The organism is Kitasatospora mediocidica KCTC 9733, from assembly GCF_000744225.1.
Taxonomy (GTDB): Bacteria; Actinomycetota; Actinomycetes; order Streptomycetales; family Streptomycetaceae; genus Kitasatospora; species Kitasatospora mediocidica.
This window is the reverse complement of record NZ_JQLN01000005.1, coordinates 362,790-378,588: the sequence shown is the minus strand read 5'-3', so window position 1 is coordinate 378,588 and position 15,799 is coordinate 362,790. Positions and strand designations below refer to the sequence as shown.

Annotated in this window: 16 protein-coding genes; all 16 read left to right on the top strand. The window is 69.3% G+C overall.

Annotated features, from left to right (window positions below):
• Nucleotides 1-75: 75 nt before the first annotated feature.
• Nucleotides 76-1,215, top strand: a complete 1,140-nt coding sequence (locus BS80_RS15785) for an LCP family protein (RefSeq protein ID WP_083974770.1) — start codon at nt 76-78, stop codon at nt 1,213-1,215.
• Between the two features lie 134 nt (nt 1,216-1,349).
• Entirely contained in the window at nt 1,350-1,583 is a 234-nt protein-coding gene (rpmE, locus tag BS80_RS15780; protein WP_035797964.1) for a 50S ribosomal protein L31, read from the top strand.
• A gap of 132 nt (nt 1,584-1,715) precedes the next feature.
• On the top strand, nt 1,716-2,792 hold the full coding sequence (gene prfA, locus BS80_RS15775; protein WP_035797962.1) for a peptide chain release factor 1: 1,077 nt from the start codon (nt 1,716-1,718) through the stop codon (nt 2,790-2,792).
• 22 nt (nt 2,793-2,814) lie between these two features.
• Nucleotides 2,815-3,681, top strand: coding sequence for a peptide chain release factor N(5)-glutamine methyltransferase (gene prmC / locus BS80_RS15770; protein WP_035797960.1), 867 nt, complete (start codon nt 2,815-2,817; stop codon nt 3,679-3,681).
• A gap of 117 nt (nt 3,682-3,798) precedes the next feature.
• Entirely contained in the window at nt 3,799-4,446 is a 648-nt protein-coding gene (locus BS80_RS15765) for an L-threonylcarbamoyladenylate synthase (RefSeq protein ID WP_035797958.1), read from the top strand.
• A gap of 92 nt (nt 4,447-4,538) precedes the next feature.
• Entirely contained in the window at nt 4,539-5,159 is a 621-nt protein-coding gene (locus tag BS80_RS15760; protein ID WP_232246609.1) for an arsenate reductase/protein-tyrosine-phosphatase family protein, read from the top strand.
• A gap of 35 nt (nt 5,160-5,194) precedes the next feature.
• Nucleotides 5,195-6,484, top strand: coding sequence for a serine hydroxymethyltransferase (locus BS80_RS15755; RefSeq protein WP_083974768.1), 1,290 nt, complete (start codon nt 5,195-5,197; stop codon nt 6,482-6,484).
• 132 nt (nt 6,485-6,616) lie between these two features.
• Nucleotides 6,617-7,945 (top strand): MraY family glycosyltransferase, encoded by a 1,329-nt coding sequence (locus tag BS80_RS15750; protein ID WP_035797957.1) that lies wholly within the window; start codon nt 6,617-6,619, stop codon nt 7,943-7,945.
• Nucleotides 7,946-8,303: 358 nt separating this feature from the next.
• On the top strand, nt 8,304-8,735 hold the full coding sequence (locus BS80_RS15745) for a hypothetical protein (RefSeq protein WP_035797955.1): 432 nt from the start codon (nt 8,304-8,306) through the stop codon (nt 8,733-8,735).
• Between the two features lie 300 nt (nt 8,736-9,035).
• A complete protein-coding gene (gene atpB / locus BS80_RS15740; protein ID WP_035797952.1) occupies nt 9,036-9,854 on the top strand; it encodes a F0F1 ATP synthase subunit A in 819 nt (272 codons plus the stop codon).
• 87 nt (nt 9,855-9,941) lie between these two features.
• Entirely contained in the window at nt 9,942-10,184 is a 243-nt protein-coding gene (gene atpE / locus BS80_RS15735) for an ATP synthase F0 subunit C (RefSeq protein WP_035797949.1), read from the top strand.
• 32 nt (nt 10,185-10,216) lie between these two features.
• Nucleotides 10,217-10,774: a F0F1 ATP synthase subunit B gene (locus tag BS80_RS15730; protein ID WP_035797946.1), complete on the top strand. Its 558-nt coding sequence runs from the start codon at nt 10,217-10,219 to the stop codon at nt 10,772-10,774.
• The gene (locus tag BS80_RS15725; protein ID WP_035797944.1) at nt 10,771-11,586 is read left to right on the top strand and encodes a F0F1 ATP synthase subunit delta; all 816 of its coding nucleotides are present in this window, start codon (nt 10,771-10,773) and stop codon (nt 11,584-11,586) included. Before BS80_RS15730 ends, BS80_RS15725 begins: the two co-directional genes overlap by 4 nt.
• Before the next feature lie 195 nt (nt 11,587-11,781).
• Entirely contained in the window at nt 11,782-13,356 is a 1,575-nt protein-coding gene (gene atpA / locus BS80_RS15720) for a F0F1 ATP synthase subunit alpha (protein ID WP_035797942.1), read from the top strand.
• Between the two features lie 32 nt (nt 13,357-13,388).
• Nucleotides 13,389-14,309, top strand: coding sequence for a F0F1 ATP synthase subunit gamma (locus tag BS80_RS15715; RefSeq protein WP_035797940.1), 921 nt, complete (start codon nt 13,389-13,391; stop codon nt 14,307-14,309).
• 3 nt (nt 14,310-14,312) lie between these two features.
• Nucleotides 14,313-15,758 carry a F0F1 ATP synthase subunit beta gene (atpD, locus tag BS80_RS15710; protein ID WP_035797938.1) on the top strand — a complete coding sequence of 482 codons (1,446 nt, stop codon included), beginning with the start codon at nt 14,313-14,315 and terminating at the stop codon, nt 15,756-15,758.
• Nucleotides 15,759-15,799: the final 41 nt, after the last annotated feature.

Below are 15,799 nucleotides of genomic sequence, written 5' to 3'. Positions count from 1 at the left end.
CCAGGAACCGTCGCTTATGCTCGAAGGGCCGTCGAACGCGACCAGTCGTCGGTCACCGGGACGAAAGCGGACGACATGGCCGACGAGCAACAGCGCAGACGTTTCCCCGGGCGGGAACGCCGGGCCGAGGCGGGTGCCCACCGCAAGGTGCGCAGCCGCCGCGCCAGGGTGCTGCGGGCCGGGGCCCTGGTGCTGGCCGGGCTGGTCCTGGTGGGCGGCGGCGCGGCCGGCTACGCGTACTGGAAGCTGAACGGCAACATCAAGAGCGTCGACATCGACGCCCAGCTCGGCACCGGTCGGCCGGTGGCCCCCAACGACGGCTCCTTCAACCTCCTGGTGCTCGGCTCCGACTCGCGCTCGGGCGCCAACGCCAGCCTGGCGGGCGGCAACACCGGCGACACCGCCCGTTCGGACACCGCGATGGTGGTGCACGTCAACCAGAACCACACGCTCGGCACCGTCGTCTCCATCCCGCGCGACACCCTGGTGGCCCGCCCGGCCTGCACGGCGCCGAACGGCACCGCGGTGCCCGCCGCCGCCAGCGCGATGTACAACAGCGCCTTCGAGGTCGGCGGCGCGGCCTGCGCGGTGAAGACCACCGAGCAGCTCACCGGCATGCGGATGAACCACTTCGTGGAGATCGACTTCGCCGGCTTCGCGGGCTTCATCAACGCCATCGGCGGCGCGACGGTGACCACCACGGTGAGCATCCACGACCAGGACAGCGGCCTCGACCTCAAGGCGGGCACCACCAAGCTCAACGGTGACCAGGCGCTGGCCTTCGTGCGCACCCGGCACGGCATCGGCGACGGCAGCGACCTGGGCCGGATCGAGCTGCAGAAGCAGATGGTGAAGTCGGTCATGAAGCAGGTCGGATCGGTCGGCCTCTTCACCGACCCGGGCAAACTCTGGTCGGTCGGCGACACCCTGACCAAGAGCATCACCACCGACTCCGCACTCGCCTCGGTGAGCGCGCTGACCGGCCTCGGCGAGGAGCTCAAGGGCATCGGGACGGACCAGCTGACCATGGTCACGCTGCCCGTGACGACCGCCCCCAGCGACCCGAACCGGGTGGTGGAGAAGCGTCCGGAGGCGGGCCAGCTGTGGAGCGCGCTCCGGGCCGACCAGCCGGTTCCGCAGGCGATAGTCAGCGCCCAGCCGGTCAACCCCGCCGATTCGGCGACGCCCGGGGCCTCGCCCTCGGCTCGTTCCTGAGCTGCCGGAATATCCCGGACCCCGGTCCGGTTTGGGAAGATGCGGCCAGTCCTGGCAGACTGGTCCGTCGGTCCCGGTTCACGTGCGGCTTCCTGTCGCCGACCCGGTGCCCTCCCGAACACTAGGAGATCCCCTTGAAGCCCGACGTTCACCCCACGTACGTGGTCACCCACGTGACCTGCACCTGCGGCGCGGAGTTCACCACCCGCTCCACCGAGACCTCCGGCACCATCCGTGCCGAGGTGTGCTCGCAGTGCCACCCGTTCTACACCGGCAAGCAGAAGATCCTCGACACCGGTGGCCGCGTGGCGCGCTTCGAGGCCCGCTTCGGCAAGCAGCACGGCGTCAAGGCCGAGTCGGCCAACTAGCGCTCGTACGGCGCCGGTTTCGGTCGCCCCCGCACTGCGGGGGCGACCGGGCCGGCGCCGTTCGCGTCTGACCGGCTCGCGGGCTCCCCGCCCCCGGGTATTTCGAATCTTCACGGGAAGTAGGCCCACCCCATGTTCGAGGCAGTCGAAGAGCTCCTCGTCGAGCACTCAGCCCTCGAAGAACGGCTGGCCGACCCGGCGGTCCACGCGGACCAGGGCACCGCTCGCAAGCTGTCCAAGCGCTACGCCGAGCTCACCCCGATCACCGCGACCTACCGGGCCTGGCGGCAGGCCGGCGAGGACGTCGAGGCGGCCCGTGAGTTCGCGCTGGAGGACCCGGACTTCATCGCCGAGGTCAAGGCGTCGCAGGCCCGTCAGGACGAGCTGACCGAGCAGCTGCGGCTGCTGCTGGTCCCGCGCGACCCCAACGACGACAAGGACATCATCCTGGAGGTCAAGGCGGGTGAGGGCGGCGAGGAGTCCGCGCTGTTCGCCTCCGACCTGCTGCGGATGTACCTGCGCTTCGCCGAGCGGGTGGGCTGGAAGACCGAGATCATCGACGCCAACGAGTCGGACCTCGGCGGCTACAAGGACGTCTCGGTGGCCGTGAAGACCCGCGGCACGATCGAGCCCGGCCAGGGCGTCTGGGCCCGGCTCAAGTACGAGGGCGGCGTGCACCGCGTGCAGCGCGTCCCCGCCACCGAGTCGCAGGGCCGCATCCACACCTCCGCGGCCGGCGTGCTGGTCACCCCGGAGGCCGAGGAGGTCGAGGTCGAGGTCAACGCGAACGACCTGCGGATCGACGTCTACCGCTCGTCGGGTCCCGGCGGCCAGTCGGTCAACACCACCGACTCCGCGGTCCGGATCACCCACCTGCCGACCGGTATCGTGGCCTCCTGCCAGAACGAGAAGAGCCAGCTGCAGAACAAGGAGTCCGCGATGCGCATCCTGCGCTCGCGACTGCTCGCCGCCGCTCAGGAGGCCGCCGACCAGGAGGCCTCGGACGCCCGGCGCAGCCAGGTCCGTACGGTCGACCGCTCGGAGCGGATCCGGACGTACAACTACCCCGAGAACCGCATCTCGGACCACCGCACCGGCTTCAAGGCGTACAACCTGGACCAGGTGCTGGACGGCGACCTGAACGCGCTGATCCAGTCGGCCGTGGACGCCGACGCGGCGGCAAAGCTCGCCGCGGCACAGAAGCAGTAACTCTGCAGAGGGGTACGTACGGATGAACCTGCTGCTCGCCGAGGTGGCCCAGGCCACCCAGCGGTTGGCCGCGGCCGGCGTGCCGTCGCCGCGCTTCGACGCGGAGGAACTCGCCGCACACATCCACCGCGTCAAGCGCAGCCAGCTGCACACCGTCAAGGACGCCGACTTCGACGCCCGGTACTGGGAGGCCGTCTCGCGCCGCGAGGCGCGCGAGCCGCTGCAGCACATCACCGGGCGCGCCTTCTTCCGCTACCTGGAGCTGGAGGTCGGCCCCGGCGTCTTCGTGCCGCGCCCCGAGACCGAGTCGGTCGTCGAGTGGGCCATAGACGCCGTGCGCGACATGGACGTCGCCGAGCCGCTGGTGGTCGACCTGTGCAGCGGCTCCGGCGCCATCGCGCTTGCGCTGGCCCAGGAGCTGCCGCGCAGCACCGTGCACGCCTTCGAGCTGGACGAGGGCGCGCTCACGTACACCCGGCGCAACATCGAGGCCAGCTCCGACCGCGCCCGGGTCACCCTGCACGCCGGTGACGCCACCCGGGCCTTCGCGGACGACCGCTCCTGGGACGGCCGCTTCGACCTGGTGATCAGCAACCCGCCGTACATCCCGCTCACCGAGTGGGAGTACGTCGCCCCCGAGGCCCGCGACCACGACCCGCAGATGTCGCTCTTCTCGGGCGAGGACGGCCTGGACGTCATCCGCGGCATCGAGCGGGTGGCCGCCAGGCTGCTGCGCCCGGGCGGCGCCGTGGTGATCGAGCACGCCGACACGCAGGGGGGCCAGGTGCCCTGGATCTTCAACGAAGAGGGTGGCTGGACGGACACCGCCGACCACCGTGACCTGAACAACCGGCCGCGTTTCACGACCGCCCGAAGGGTGTCGTTGTGAACCGGCTGGCGCAGCACGACCGCCCGAAGGGTGTCGTTGTGAACATCAGGCGCTGTACGACTGCGCGCAAGGCCCAGCTGTGACCGACATGAGCCGTTTCGGAAGGGGACCGCACCGATGAGCCGCCGCTATGACTGTGCCGACGCAGGCGACCGTGCCACCGGGCTGCGCGAGGCCGCCTCGGCTATCCGCCGGGGCGAGCTGGTCGTGCTGCCGACCGACACCGTCTACGGGATCGGCGCGGACGCCTTCAACCCGGAGGCCGTCGCCGGTCTGCTGGCCGCCAAGGGCCGCGGCCGCAACATGCCCTCCCCGGTGCTGGTCGGCTCCCCGACCACGCTGCACGGCCTGGTCACGGACTTCTCCGAGCGGGCCTGGGAACTGGTCGACGCCTTCTGGCCGGGCGGTCTGACCCTGGTCGCGCGCCACCAGCCCTCGCTGCGCTGGGACCTCGGCGAGACCCGCGGCACCGTCGCGGTCCGGATGCCGCTGCACCCCGTCGCCATCGAACTGCTGAACACCACCGGCCCGCTCGCGGTCTCCAGCGCGAACAAGTCCGGCCAGCCCGCGCCGGCCGACTGCGAGGACGCCGAGTACCAGCTGGGCGACTCCGTCGCGATCTACCTGGACGGCGGCAAGGCCGAGCACGGCCAGGCCTCCAGCATCGTCGACGTCACCGGCAAGGTGCCCGTCCTGCTGCGCGCGGGTGCGGTCAGCATCGAGCAGCTGAGGGAGGTCGTACCCGACCTGGAGGCCGGCAGTTGACGGCCGGACTCTTCGCCGGCCTGCACCCCGGCCACGCCCCCGGCGCCGCCTCGTACGTCGCCGTCACGCCGCGCCCGGCGGACAGCTTCCGGATCCTCTTCGTCTGTACCGGCAACGTCTGCCGCTCGCCGATAGCCGAGCGGCTGACCCGGCATGAGCTGGACGCCCGGCTGAGCGAACGCTCGGCCGGGCGGGTCGTGGTGGAGAGCGCCGGCACCTGGGGCCACGAGGGCGCGCCGATGGAGGCGCACGCCGCCACCGTGCTCGGCGAGTACGGCGTGGGCAGCGACGGCTTCGCGGGGCGCGAGCTGCTGGACGAGCACGTGGTCGACGCGGACCTGGTGCTCACCTTCACCCAGGACCACCGCGCCCAGGTCATCTCGATGGGCCACGCGGCGGGCCTGCGCACCTTCACGCTGCTGGAGTTCACGCGCCTGGTGCGCTCGATAGACCCGGCCACCCTGCCCGACCCGCGCGACGGCGCCGACGTCACCGAGCGGGCCCGCGCGCTGGTCCGGGCGGCCGCCGCACTGCGCGGCTGGCTGCTCGCCGCCAGCCCCGAGGCGGACGAGGTGGTCGACCCGTACGGCGCGCCGATCGGGATGTTCCGCAACTGCGGCGAGGAGATATTCGACGCCCTCGATCCGGTGGTCACCGCCCTGACGGGCGTACCCGCTCCGCGTCGGCAGGACGGCTCGACAGCGCCGTCCTAGGCTGGTTTCCACCGCCGCAGCCCGGGAGCATCGCCATGACCGTCACCGATGCCGTACACGGTTCGTCCATCGAGTCGGGGCAGCACTGGGAGCCCTCCCGATCGCTGCGCGAGGCCGATCCGCAGATCGCCGACCTGCTGCTCGCCGAGGCGCAGCGCCGCGCGGGCAGCCTCCAGTTGCTGGCGGGCGAGAACCTGGCGACGGAGGCCGTGCTGGCCGCGCTGACCGGCCCGCTGGTGGACAAGTACGCCGAGGGCTACCCCGGACACCGCCACCACACCGGCTGCGCGCTGGCCGACGCCACCGAGCTGCTGGCGGTCGAGCGGGCCCGTCGGCTGTTCGGCGCCGAACACGCCAACGTCCAGCCCCGATCCGGGACTTCGGCGATGCTGGCGGCCTACGCGGCGCTGCTGAAGCCGGGCGACGTGGTGCTCGCGATGTCGCTGGAGCACGGCGGCCACCTCTCCTGCGGTTCGACGGCCAACTTCTCCGGGCGCTGGTTCCGCTTCGTCGGCTACGGCGTGCGGGAGGGCGACGGGCGGATCGACCTGGACCAGGTGCGCGAGCTGGCCAGGCTGCACCGGCCGAAGGCGATCATCGCCGGCTCGATCTCCTACCCGCGGCATCTGGACTGGCCGGCCTTCCGGGAGATCGCCGACGAGGTGGACGCCTATCTGATCGCCACCGCCGCGCAGACCATCGGACTGGTGGCCGGGGGAGTGGCACCCTCGCCGGTCGGCTACGCGGACATCACCGTGGCCGCCACCCACAAGCTGCTGCGCGGCCCGCGCGGCGGCCTGCTGCTGTGCACCGCCGAGCTGGCCGACCGGGTGGACCGCGCGGTCTTCCCGTTCACCCAGGGCGGCGCGGCGATGAACGAGGTGGCCGCCAAGGCGGTCGCGTTCGCGCAGGCGGGCACGCCGGAGTTCGGTGCGTATGCCCGGCGCGCGGTGGACGGCGCACGCGCCCTTGCGGCGGCCCTTCAGCGGGCCGGCGCCCGTCCGCTGACCGGCGGCACCGACACCCACCTGGTCACCGCCGACGTGGGCCCGCTGGGCGTCACCGGCGCCGAGGCCGAGCGACGCTGTGCTGCCGCCGGTCTGATGCTCGGAAAATGTGCTCTTCCCTACGATCCGGCCCCGGCTTCGGAGACCTCGGGAATCCGCCTGGGCACCGGCGCCAGCGCCGCGCTGGGGATGGGCGAGGGGGAGTTGTCCGAGGTGGGGGAGCTGATCGGGCGCCTGCTCGGCGGTCCCGAGGACCCCCGGATCGCGTCCCGGGTCCGGCAGCTCGCGCACGACTTCGCAGCGGGTGCCAAGCGCTAGACCGAACCGCGATGCACGCTCCGCGCGTCCGACTCAATAAGGTGTGTGCCGTGGCGACACACCTCGAACCCCGGACAAGTGCGGGAGTACCTTACGTACTCAACCGTCGGCGCGCGCGGAAGGAGGTCGGCGATGCGTGAATACCTGCTGGTGCTCTTCTGCACCGCGGCCGTCACCTACCTCCTGACCGGTCCGGTGCGGAAGTTCGCGATCATCGCCGGCGCGATGCCGCCGGTCCGCGTCCGCGACGTGCACCGTGAGCCGACCCCGCGGCTCGGCGGCATCGCCATGTTCGGCGGGCTCTGCGCGGGCCTCCTGGTGGCCTCGCAACTGACCAACCTGGGCAAGGTGTTCACCAACGACCCGTCGGACATCCGGGCCCTGCTGTCGGGCGTCGGGATCATGTTCGTGCTCGGCGTGCTGGACGACAAGTGGGGCGTCGACGCGCTGGTGAAGCTGGGCGGTCAGATGATCGCCGGCGGTGTGATGGTCTACCAGGGCATCACGATGTTCTCGATCCCGGTGCCGGGCTACGGATCGGTCACGCTGACCCCGACCCAGGGCATGATCATCTCGGTCGCGCTGGTCGTCGTGATGGTCAACGCGGTCAACTTCATCGACGGCCTGGACGGCCTGGCCGGCGGCATGGTCTGCATCGCCGCGATGGCCTTCTTCCTGTACTCCTACCGCCTCTGGTACGGCTACGGGATCAGCGAGGCGGCGCCCGCGGTGCTGTTCAGCGCGGTGCTGATCGGCATGTGCCTGGGCTTCCTGCCGCACAACCTGCACCCGGCCCGGATCTTCATGGGCGACTCCGGCTCGATGATGCTCGGCCTGATGCTGGCCGTCTCGGCGATCTCGGTGACCGGCCGCGTCGACCCCGACCTGATCACCGCCCAGGCCGGCGGTTCGCAGACGGCCACCACGCACATCCTGGTGCCGATCTACATCCCGCTGCTGCTGCCGTTGACCGTGATCGCGCTGCCGCTGGCCGACCTGCTGCTCGCCGTGGTGCGCCGCACCTGGGCCGGCCGCTCGCCGTTCGCCGCCGACAAGCAGCACCTGCACCACCGCCTGCTGGAGATCGGCCACTCGCACAGCCGGGCCGTGCTGATCATGTACTTCTGGGCCGCGCTGTTCGCCTTCGGCACGGTGGCGGTCTCGGTCACGCACACCGGACGGACCTTCATCCTGGCCTGTGCGGGGCTCTGCATGATCGGCATCCTGGTGCTGCTGATGCCGTGGTTCCGGCCCAAGGCGCCGGACGCCGTGGCGCCGTTCGTGCCGCCGCGCTACCGGCGGCGCGGCTCGCGCACCGCCACCGCGGTGGCCGCCCCCGTGGTGACGCGGGGCGAGGTCGAGGAGGCGCCGGCGATGGCCGAGCTCTCGGCCGACGACCAGGAGCTGCTGGGCCGGCTGGGCAGCGGCGCGACGGCCGTCGGCGAGCACCGGAAGTCCTGACCCGCCGTCGCTCGCCGGCGCCCGTCGGAGCTCTCCCGTAGCACCTGACGTCTCGCCAACTCCGCTACGCCACTTGGCTTCACCCGTCCAGCGGCACGCTTGGGCCATCAGTGTGACAGGTACCACACGTTCATGGTAAAGCTCTCATCAAATAGTTTGTGATACCGTTCACGAGTACCGAGAACACGCCGAAAGACCCAGTGGTGGAGGACTAACGTCCCCAGTGGGTCACGATCGACGAGCGGCGCCGAACCGGCCCACTCGTGGCAGACCCGCTCGGTCCGGTGTTCCCCCACCGTTGCGCCACCTGTTCTCGTATGGAATCCCCCGTCCTCGACATGCCGCCGGAGTTGCCGACATGCCGTCCCACGACGCCCGGATCATCCGCGGCGCCGCGATCCCCACTGCGGTCGCCGGAGCCGTCGCCCTTGCGATCTCGACCGCGGTCGTGGGGAGCAAGGGGCTGATCGGCGCGCTCTTCGCGACCCTGCTGGTGATGGCGTTCTTCAGTTTCGGTCAGTTCGCTCTTGACCGGCTGACCAGGAACAACCCCCAGATCATGATGGCCGCGGGCCTGCTGGTCTACACGACGCAGATCCTGCTGGTGGCGATCGTTCTGGCGATCTTCAAGAACACGTCGCTCTTCGACACCAAGGTGTTCGGCTTCACGCTGCTCGGCTGCGCGCTGATCTGGACAGCGGGCCAGGTGCGAGCTGCTCTCAAGGCCAAGACCTTCTACGTGCAGACCGAGTCCGGCGACAAGCCGTCGGACTCGGAGCGTCAACAGTGATCCCCGCCTGTCGTCCCCCTCACGAGGGGGGCGGTGTTTATGCGGTCCTGACAGACTGCTATCGTCCGTCGCAACAACGGAGTACGGGAAGCGGCCAGGTCCCTTCGAGCGGTGCATCTCAACCGCACGGACGGATCGCCCCCCGAACTCGCGCAGTCTTGCAGGATCCCGCGGCGGTGCTCGGCACCGTCGCGCAGGGTCCACGAGAATCCCAACAAGATCCAGTGCCGCACCGTGGCCGCAGGCCGCGCCGACACACCGAGGTTGCCGTAACCATGCGTCACGACGAAGGAGTCCGTGGTGAGTGCTGACCAGCTCACGCAGCATCTTGCCTCCGGGAGCTGCCACCTGTTCGACGCAGGCTGCGGTTTCCCGGCCCCCGGCCTGAACGAGTTCCAGTTCAACCCGATCTTCACGGTCGCCGGCGTCGGCTTCAACAAGCCGATGCTGCTGTCCATGGTGGCGGCGCTGCTGGTGATCGTCTTCTTCTGGGTCGCCTTCGCCAAGCCGAAGGTGCTCCCGGGCAAGCTCCAGCTGGTCGGTGAGATCGGGTACGACTTCGTCAAGCGAAGCATCGTGCTCGACACCATCGGCAAAAAGGGCGAGAAGTACGTCCCGATGATCGTCTCGATGTTCTTCTTCGTGTGGATCATGAACATCATGTCGGTGATCCCGTTCGCCCAGTTCCCGGTGACCGCGGTGATCGCCTACCCGGCCGGCCTGGCGGGCCTGGTCTGGATCACGTACATGACCCTGACCTTCAAGAAGCACGGCTTCGTCGGCGGTCTGAAGAACCTCTGCTGGCCGTCGGGCATCCCCGGCTGGGTCATGTTCATCCTGGTGCCGATCGAGTTCTTCTCGAACATCTTCGTGCGCCCCTTCACGCTCGCGGTCCGAGCCTTCGCGAACATGTTCGCCGGCCACCTGCTGATCGTGATGTTCTCCATTGCCTCCTGGTACCTGCTGAGCCCGAGCATCGGCGCGCTGTACGCCAGCACGTCCTTCGCGGTGACCCTCGGTCTGACCGCGTTCGAGCTCCTGGTCCAGTTCCTGCAGGCCTACATCTTCGTGATGCTGGCCAGCAGCTACATCGCCGGTGCGCTGGAAGAAGCGCACTGAGCCCCTGCGCGGCCGCTACCGTCCGCGCCCCGAACCCCCGGTGGCCAATCACCATCGGTATCTCTATCCCGCAAAGGACTAGCTGAGATGTCCGCTCTCCTCTCCGCAGGTGTCTACGGTTCCGTCGCCTCCATCGGCTACGGTCTCGCCGCGATCGGCCCCGGCATCGGCGTTGGTCTGATCTTCGGCAACGGCGTCCAGGCGATGGCCCGTCAGCCCGAGGCTGCCGGCCTGATCCGCTCCAACATGTTCATCGGCTTCGCGCTGACCGAGGCGCTCGCGCTCATCGGCATCGTCATGCCGTTCGTCTTCGGCGCGGGCCCCAAGTAACTCCGTAGCCCCGTCAGACGGAAGGTCCAGATATGTTGCTCACGCACATTGCGGCGGCGTCGGAGGACTTCAACCCTCTGATCCCCAAGACGCCCGAGCTCATCATCGGCCTGATCTGCTTCTTCGTGGTCTTCGGCCTGCTCGGCAAGAAGCTCCTCCCCAGCATCGAGAAGGTGCTGGCGGAGCGTCGGGACCAGATCGAGGGCGGCATGGAGCGCGCCGAGGCCGCTCAGGCCGAGGCCCAGGCCCTGCTTGAGCAGTACCGCGCCGAGCTCTCCGAGGCGCGTCACGAGGCTGCTCGGATCACCGAGCACTCCCGTGAGCAGGGCGCTGCCCTGATCGTCGAGATGCGCGAGGAGGGCCAGCGTCAGCGCGAGGCCATCGTCGCGGCCGGCCACGCCCAGATCGAGGCCGACAAGAAGCAGGCGACTGCCGCCCTGCGCCAGGACGTTGGGTCGCTCGCTTCGCAGCTGGCCTCCCGCATCGTGGGTGAGTCCCTGGAGGACTCCGCCCGGCAGAGCGGTGTGATCGACCGCTTCCTGGACGACCTGGAGGCCAAGGCCGCCGTTGCCCAGGGTGCGTCGAAGTGATCGGCGCCAGCCGTGAGGCCCTGGCCGCCGGCCGGGAGAACCTCGAGAGCCTGACCGACAACACCTCGGTGGACGCGGCCAAGCTCGGTGAGGAACTCACCGCCGTCACGGACCTGCTGGACCGTGAGGTCTCGCTGCGTCGCGTGCTGACCGACCCCTCGAGGTCGGGCCAGGACAAGGCCCAGCTGGTCGGCTCACTGCTGGCCGGCCAGGTCTCCGGTGAGACCGTCGACCTGGTCTCCGGCCTGGTCCGGTCCCGCTGGTCCGGCGGGCGCGACCTGGTCGACGCCGTCGAGCAGCTGTCCGCGTACGCCGAGGTCATCGCCGCCGACAAGGCCGGCAAGCTCGACGACCTCGAGGACGAGCTGTTCCGCTTCGGCCGGGTCGTCAACGGCTCGCACGAGCTGCGTTCCGGTCTGACCGAGCCGAAGGCCGGCATCGCCGCCAAGGCGGAGCTGATCAAGAAGCTGCTCGGCGGCCGGGCTCTGCCGGGCACCGTCCGACTGGTCACCGCGCTGGTCACGAAGCCTCGTGGTCGTAGCCTGGAGCAGGGCCTCGCGTCCTACTCCAAGCTGGCCGCGGACCGCCGCGACCGTGTGGTGGCCCTGGTCACCACCGCCGTGCCGCTCACCGAAGCCCAGCGGGTCCGCCTCGAAGGCGCGCTCGGTCGGCTGTACGGGCGCTCGGTGCTCCTGAACATCGACGTCGACCCCTCGGTCGTCGGCGGTGTCCGGGTGCAGATCGGTGACGAGATCATCGACGGCACCGTGTCGAGCCGCCTTGAGGGTGCTCGCCAGGCCCTCGAAAGCTGAGCTTCGCGCCCAGCAACCTCGGCCCTCCGCATCGGAGAGCTGGATACATCCGACCCTCGGTCGGGCGCCGGTCCCACACAGCGGGGCAGCCGGCACATACGTACGGCCGGTCCAACAGCACCGGCCGAGGATCGAATACTTGCGGCCCTCCACGGGCGGGCCGAGGATCGCAACCTAGGAGAGCAGGGAAGCCTGATGGCGGAGCTTACGATCCGGCCGGAGGAGATCCGGGACGCGCTGGCCGATTTCGTCCAGTCGTACCAGCCGGACGCCGCCTCGCGTGAAGAGGTCGGCACGGTCACTGAGGCCATGGACGGCATTGCCAAGGTCGAGGGTCTGCCCTCGGTCATGGCGAACGAGCTGCTGAAGTTCGAGGACGGCACGCTCGGCCTCGCGCTGAACCTCGACACCCGCGAGATCGGTGTCGTCATCCTCGGCGAGTTCAGCGGCATCGAGGAGGGTCAGACGGTGCACCGCACCGGCGAGGTCCTCTCCGTGCCGGTCGGCGAGGGCTACCTCGGCCGCGTCGTGGACCCGCTGGGCAACCCGATCGACGGTCTGGGCGACATCGCCTCCAGCGGCCGCCGCGCCCTTGAGCTGCAGGCTCCCGGCGTCATGGTCCGCAAGTCGGTCCACGAGCCGATGCAGACCGGCATCAAGGCCATCGACGCGATGACCCCGATCGGCCGCGGTCAGCGTCAGCTGATCATCGGCGACCGCCAGACCGGCAAGACCGCGGTGGCTGTCGACACGATCATCAACCAGCGTGACAACTGGCGCTCCGGCGACCCGAAGAAGCAGGTTCGCTGCATCTACGTCGCCATCGGCCAGAAGGGCTCCACCATCGCCTCGGTGCGTGGCGCCCTGGAGGAGGCCGGCGCGCTGGAGTACACCACCATCGTGGCTGCTCCCGCCTCGGACCCCGCGGGCTTCAAGTACCTCGCCCCGTACACCGGTTCGGCCATCGGCCAGGAGTGGATGTACGACGGCAAGCACGTCCTCATCATCTTCGACGACCTGTCGAAGCAGGCCGAGGCGTACCGCTCCGTGTCGCTGCTGCTGCGCCGTCCGCCGGGCCGCGAGGCCTACCCGGGTGACGTCTTCTACCTGCACTCCCGCCTGCTGGAGCGCTGCGCGAAGCTCTCCGACGAGCTGGGCGCGGGCTCGATGACCGGTCTGCCGATCATCGAGACCAAGGCGAACGACGTCTCGGCGTACATCCCGACCAACGTCATCTCGATCACCGACGGCCAGTGCTTCCTGGAGTCCGACCTGTTCAACGCCGGCATCCGCCCGGCCGTGAACGTCGGTATCTCGGTCTCCCGCGTCGGTGGCTCGGCCCAGATCAAGGCGATGAAGTCGGTCGCCGGCCGTCTGCGTCTGGACCTGGCCCAGTACCGCGAGCTGGAGGCGTTCGCCGCCTTCGGTTCCGACCTGGACGCCGCGTCGAAGGCCCAGCTGGAGCGCGGTGCGCGCATGGTCGAGCTGCTCAAGCAGGGCCAGTACCAGCCGTTCCCGGTCGAGGAGCAGGTCGTCTCCATCTGGGCCGGCACCACCGGCAAGCTGGACGACGTCCCGGTGGCGGACATCCGCCGCTTCGAGCGTGAGTTCCTGGACCACCTGCGGGTCGAGCACAAGGGCCTGCTGTCGGCGATCGTCGAGACCTCCAAGCTGGAGGACGGCACGATCGACGCGCTGACCGCGGCGGTCAAGGCCTTCAAGCTGGGCTTCACGACGGCCGACGGCAAGCTGCTCTCCGAGCAGGCCTGAGTCCGGTAGCGAGGGAAAGGACGTAACGACCCATGGGAGCACAGCTTCGGGTCTACAAGCGCCGGATCCGCTCTGTCACCGCGACGAAGAAGATCACCAAGGCGATGGAGATGATCTCCGCGTCGCGCATCGTCAAGGCGCAGCGCGCGGTGGCCGCCTCCACTCCGTACGCCGACGAGCTGACGCGGGCGGTGACGGCGGTGGCCACCCGGTCCAACGCCAAGCACCCGCTCACCACCGAGAACCCGACGGCCACCCGTGCCGCCGTCCTGCTGATCACGGCGGACCGCGGCCTGGCCGGCGGCTACTCGTCCAACGCCATCAGGGCAGCGGTCGTTCTGAGCGAGCGACTGCGGTCCGAGGGCAAGGACGTGGTGACGTACATCGTCGGGCGTAAGGGTGTCTCGTACTACAGCTTCCGCAACCTGCCGGTTGCGAAGTCGTGGACGGGCTTCTCGGACCAGCCGACGTACGGCGACGCCAAGACGGTCTCGGCCGACCTCATCGAGGCGTTCACGACCGAGACCGCCGAGGGTGGGGTGGACGAACTCCACCTCGTCTCCACCAAGTTCGAGTCCATGCTGACTCAGACCCCGGTGGACGCCCGGCTGCTGCCGCTGAAGCTGGACGAGGTCCAGCTCAGCGACGACCGCCCGGCGAAGTCGGAGATCTTCCCGCTGTACGACTTCGAGCCGTCGGCGGAGGGCGTCCTGGACGCGCTCCTGCCGCGCTACGTCGAGAGCCGGATCTACAACGCGCTGCTGCAGTCGGCCGCCTCGGAGCACGCCGCACGCCGGCGCGCGATGAAGAGCGCGACCGACAACGCGGAAGAGCTCATCAAGTCGCTCAAGCGGCTTGCCAACTCGGCCCGACAGGCCGAGATCACCCAGGAAATCAGCGAGATCATCGGCGGCGCCAATGCCCTCGCCGACGCTAACGCGGGGAGTGAATAAGACATGACCACCACTGTTGAGCCGACCACGGCGACGGGCCGCGTCGCGCGGGTCATCGGCCCGGTCGTCGACGTGGAGTTCCCCGTCGACGCGATCCCGCACATGTACAACGCGCTGAAGCTCGAGGTCGAGTCGACCGACGGCAGCGGCAAGAAGACCCTGACGCTCGAGGTCGCTCAGCACCTCGGCGACGGCCTGGTCCGCGGCATCTCGATGCAGCAGACCGACGGCGTCGTCCGTGGCACCCCGGTCACCGACACGGGCAAGGCCATCGAGGTCCCGGTCGGCCAGATCACCAAGGGCAAGGTCTTCAACGCCCTCGGTGAGGTGCTGAACACCGACCAGGCGGAGTTCGACAAGCAGGTCGAGGTTCGCTGGCCGATCCACCGCAAGGCGCCGGCGTTCAAGGACCTCGAGTCGAAGACCGAGATGTTCGAGACCGGCATCAAGGTCATCGACCTGCTCACCCCGTACGTCCAGGGTGGCAAGATCGGCCTGTTCGGTGGCGCCGGTGTCGGTAAGACCGTCCTCATCCAGGAGATGATCTACCGCGTCGCCGAGAACTTCGGTGGTGTGTCGGTCTTCGCCGGTGTCGGCGAGCGCACCCGTGAGGGCAACGACCTCATCCACGAGATGGTCGACTCGGGCGTTCTGGACAAGACCGCGCTGGTCTTCGGCCAGATGGACGAGCCGCCGGGCACCCGCCTGCGCGTCGCCCTGTCCGCTCTGACGATGGCGGAGTACTTCCGTGACGTCGAGCAGCAGGACGTTCTGCTCTTCATCGACAACATCTTCCGGTTCACCCAGGCCGGTTCCGAGGTGTCGACCCTGCTCGGCCGGATGCCCTCCGCGGTGGGTTACCAGCCGAACCTGGCCGACGAGATGGGCCTCCTGCAGGAGCGCATCACCTCGACCCGCGGTCACTCGATCACCTCGATGCAGGCGATCTACGTCCCCGCGGACGACCTGACCGACCCGGCCCCGGCCACCACGTTCGCCCACCTCGACGCGACGACGGTTCTCTCCCGTCCGATCTCCGAGAAGGGCATCTACCCGGCCGTGGACCCGCTGGACTCGACGTCCCGCATCCTGGACCCCCGCTACATCGCGCAGGACCACTACGACACGGCCATCCGTATCAAGGGGATCCTGCAGAAGTACAAGGACCTCCAGGACATCATCGCGATCCTCGGCATCGACGAGCTGGGCGAGGAGGACAAGCTCACCGTCCACCGTGCCCGCCGGATCGAGCGCTTCCTCTCGCAGAACACCTACGTTGCGAAGCAGTTCACCGGTGTCGAGGGTTCGACCGTGCCGCTGTCCGAGACGATCGAGGCCTTCAACAGCATCGCGGACGGCAAGTACGACGCCGTCCCGGAGCAGGCCTTCTTCATGTGCGGTGGCATCGAGGACCTCGAGAAGAACGCCGCGGAGCTGGCGAAGAAGTAGTCCGGCCGGCTGAACCAGTCCGACCGACCATGAGGGGTGGT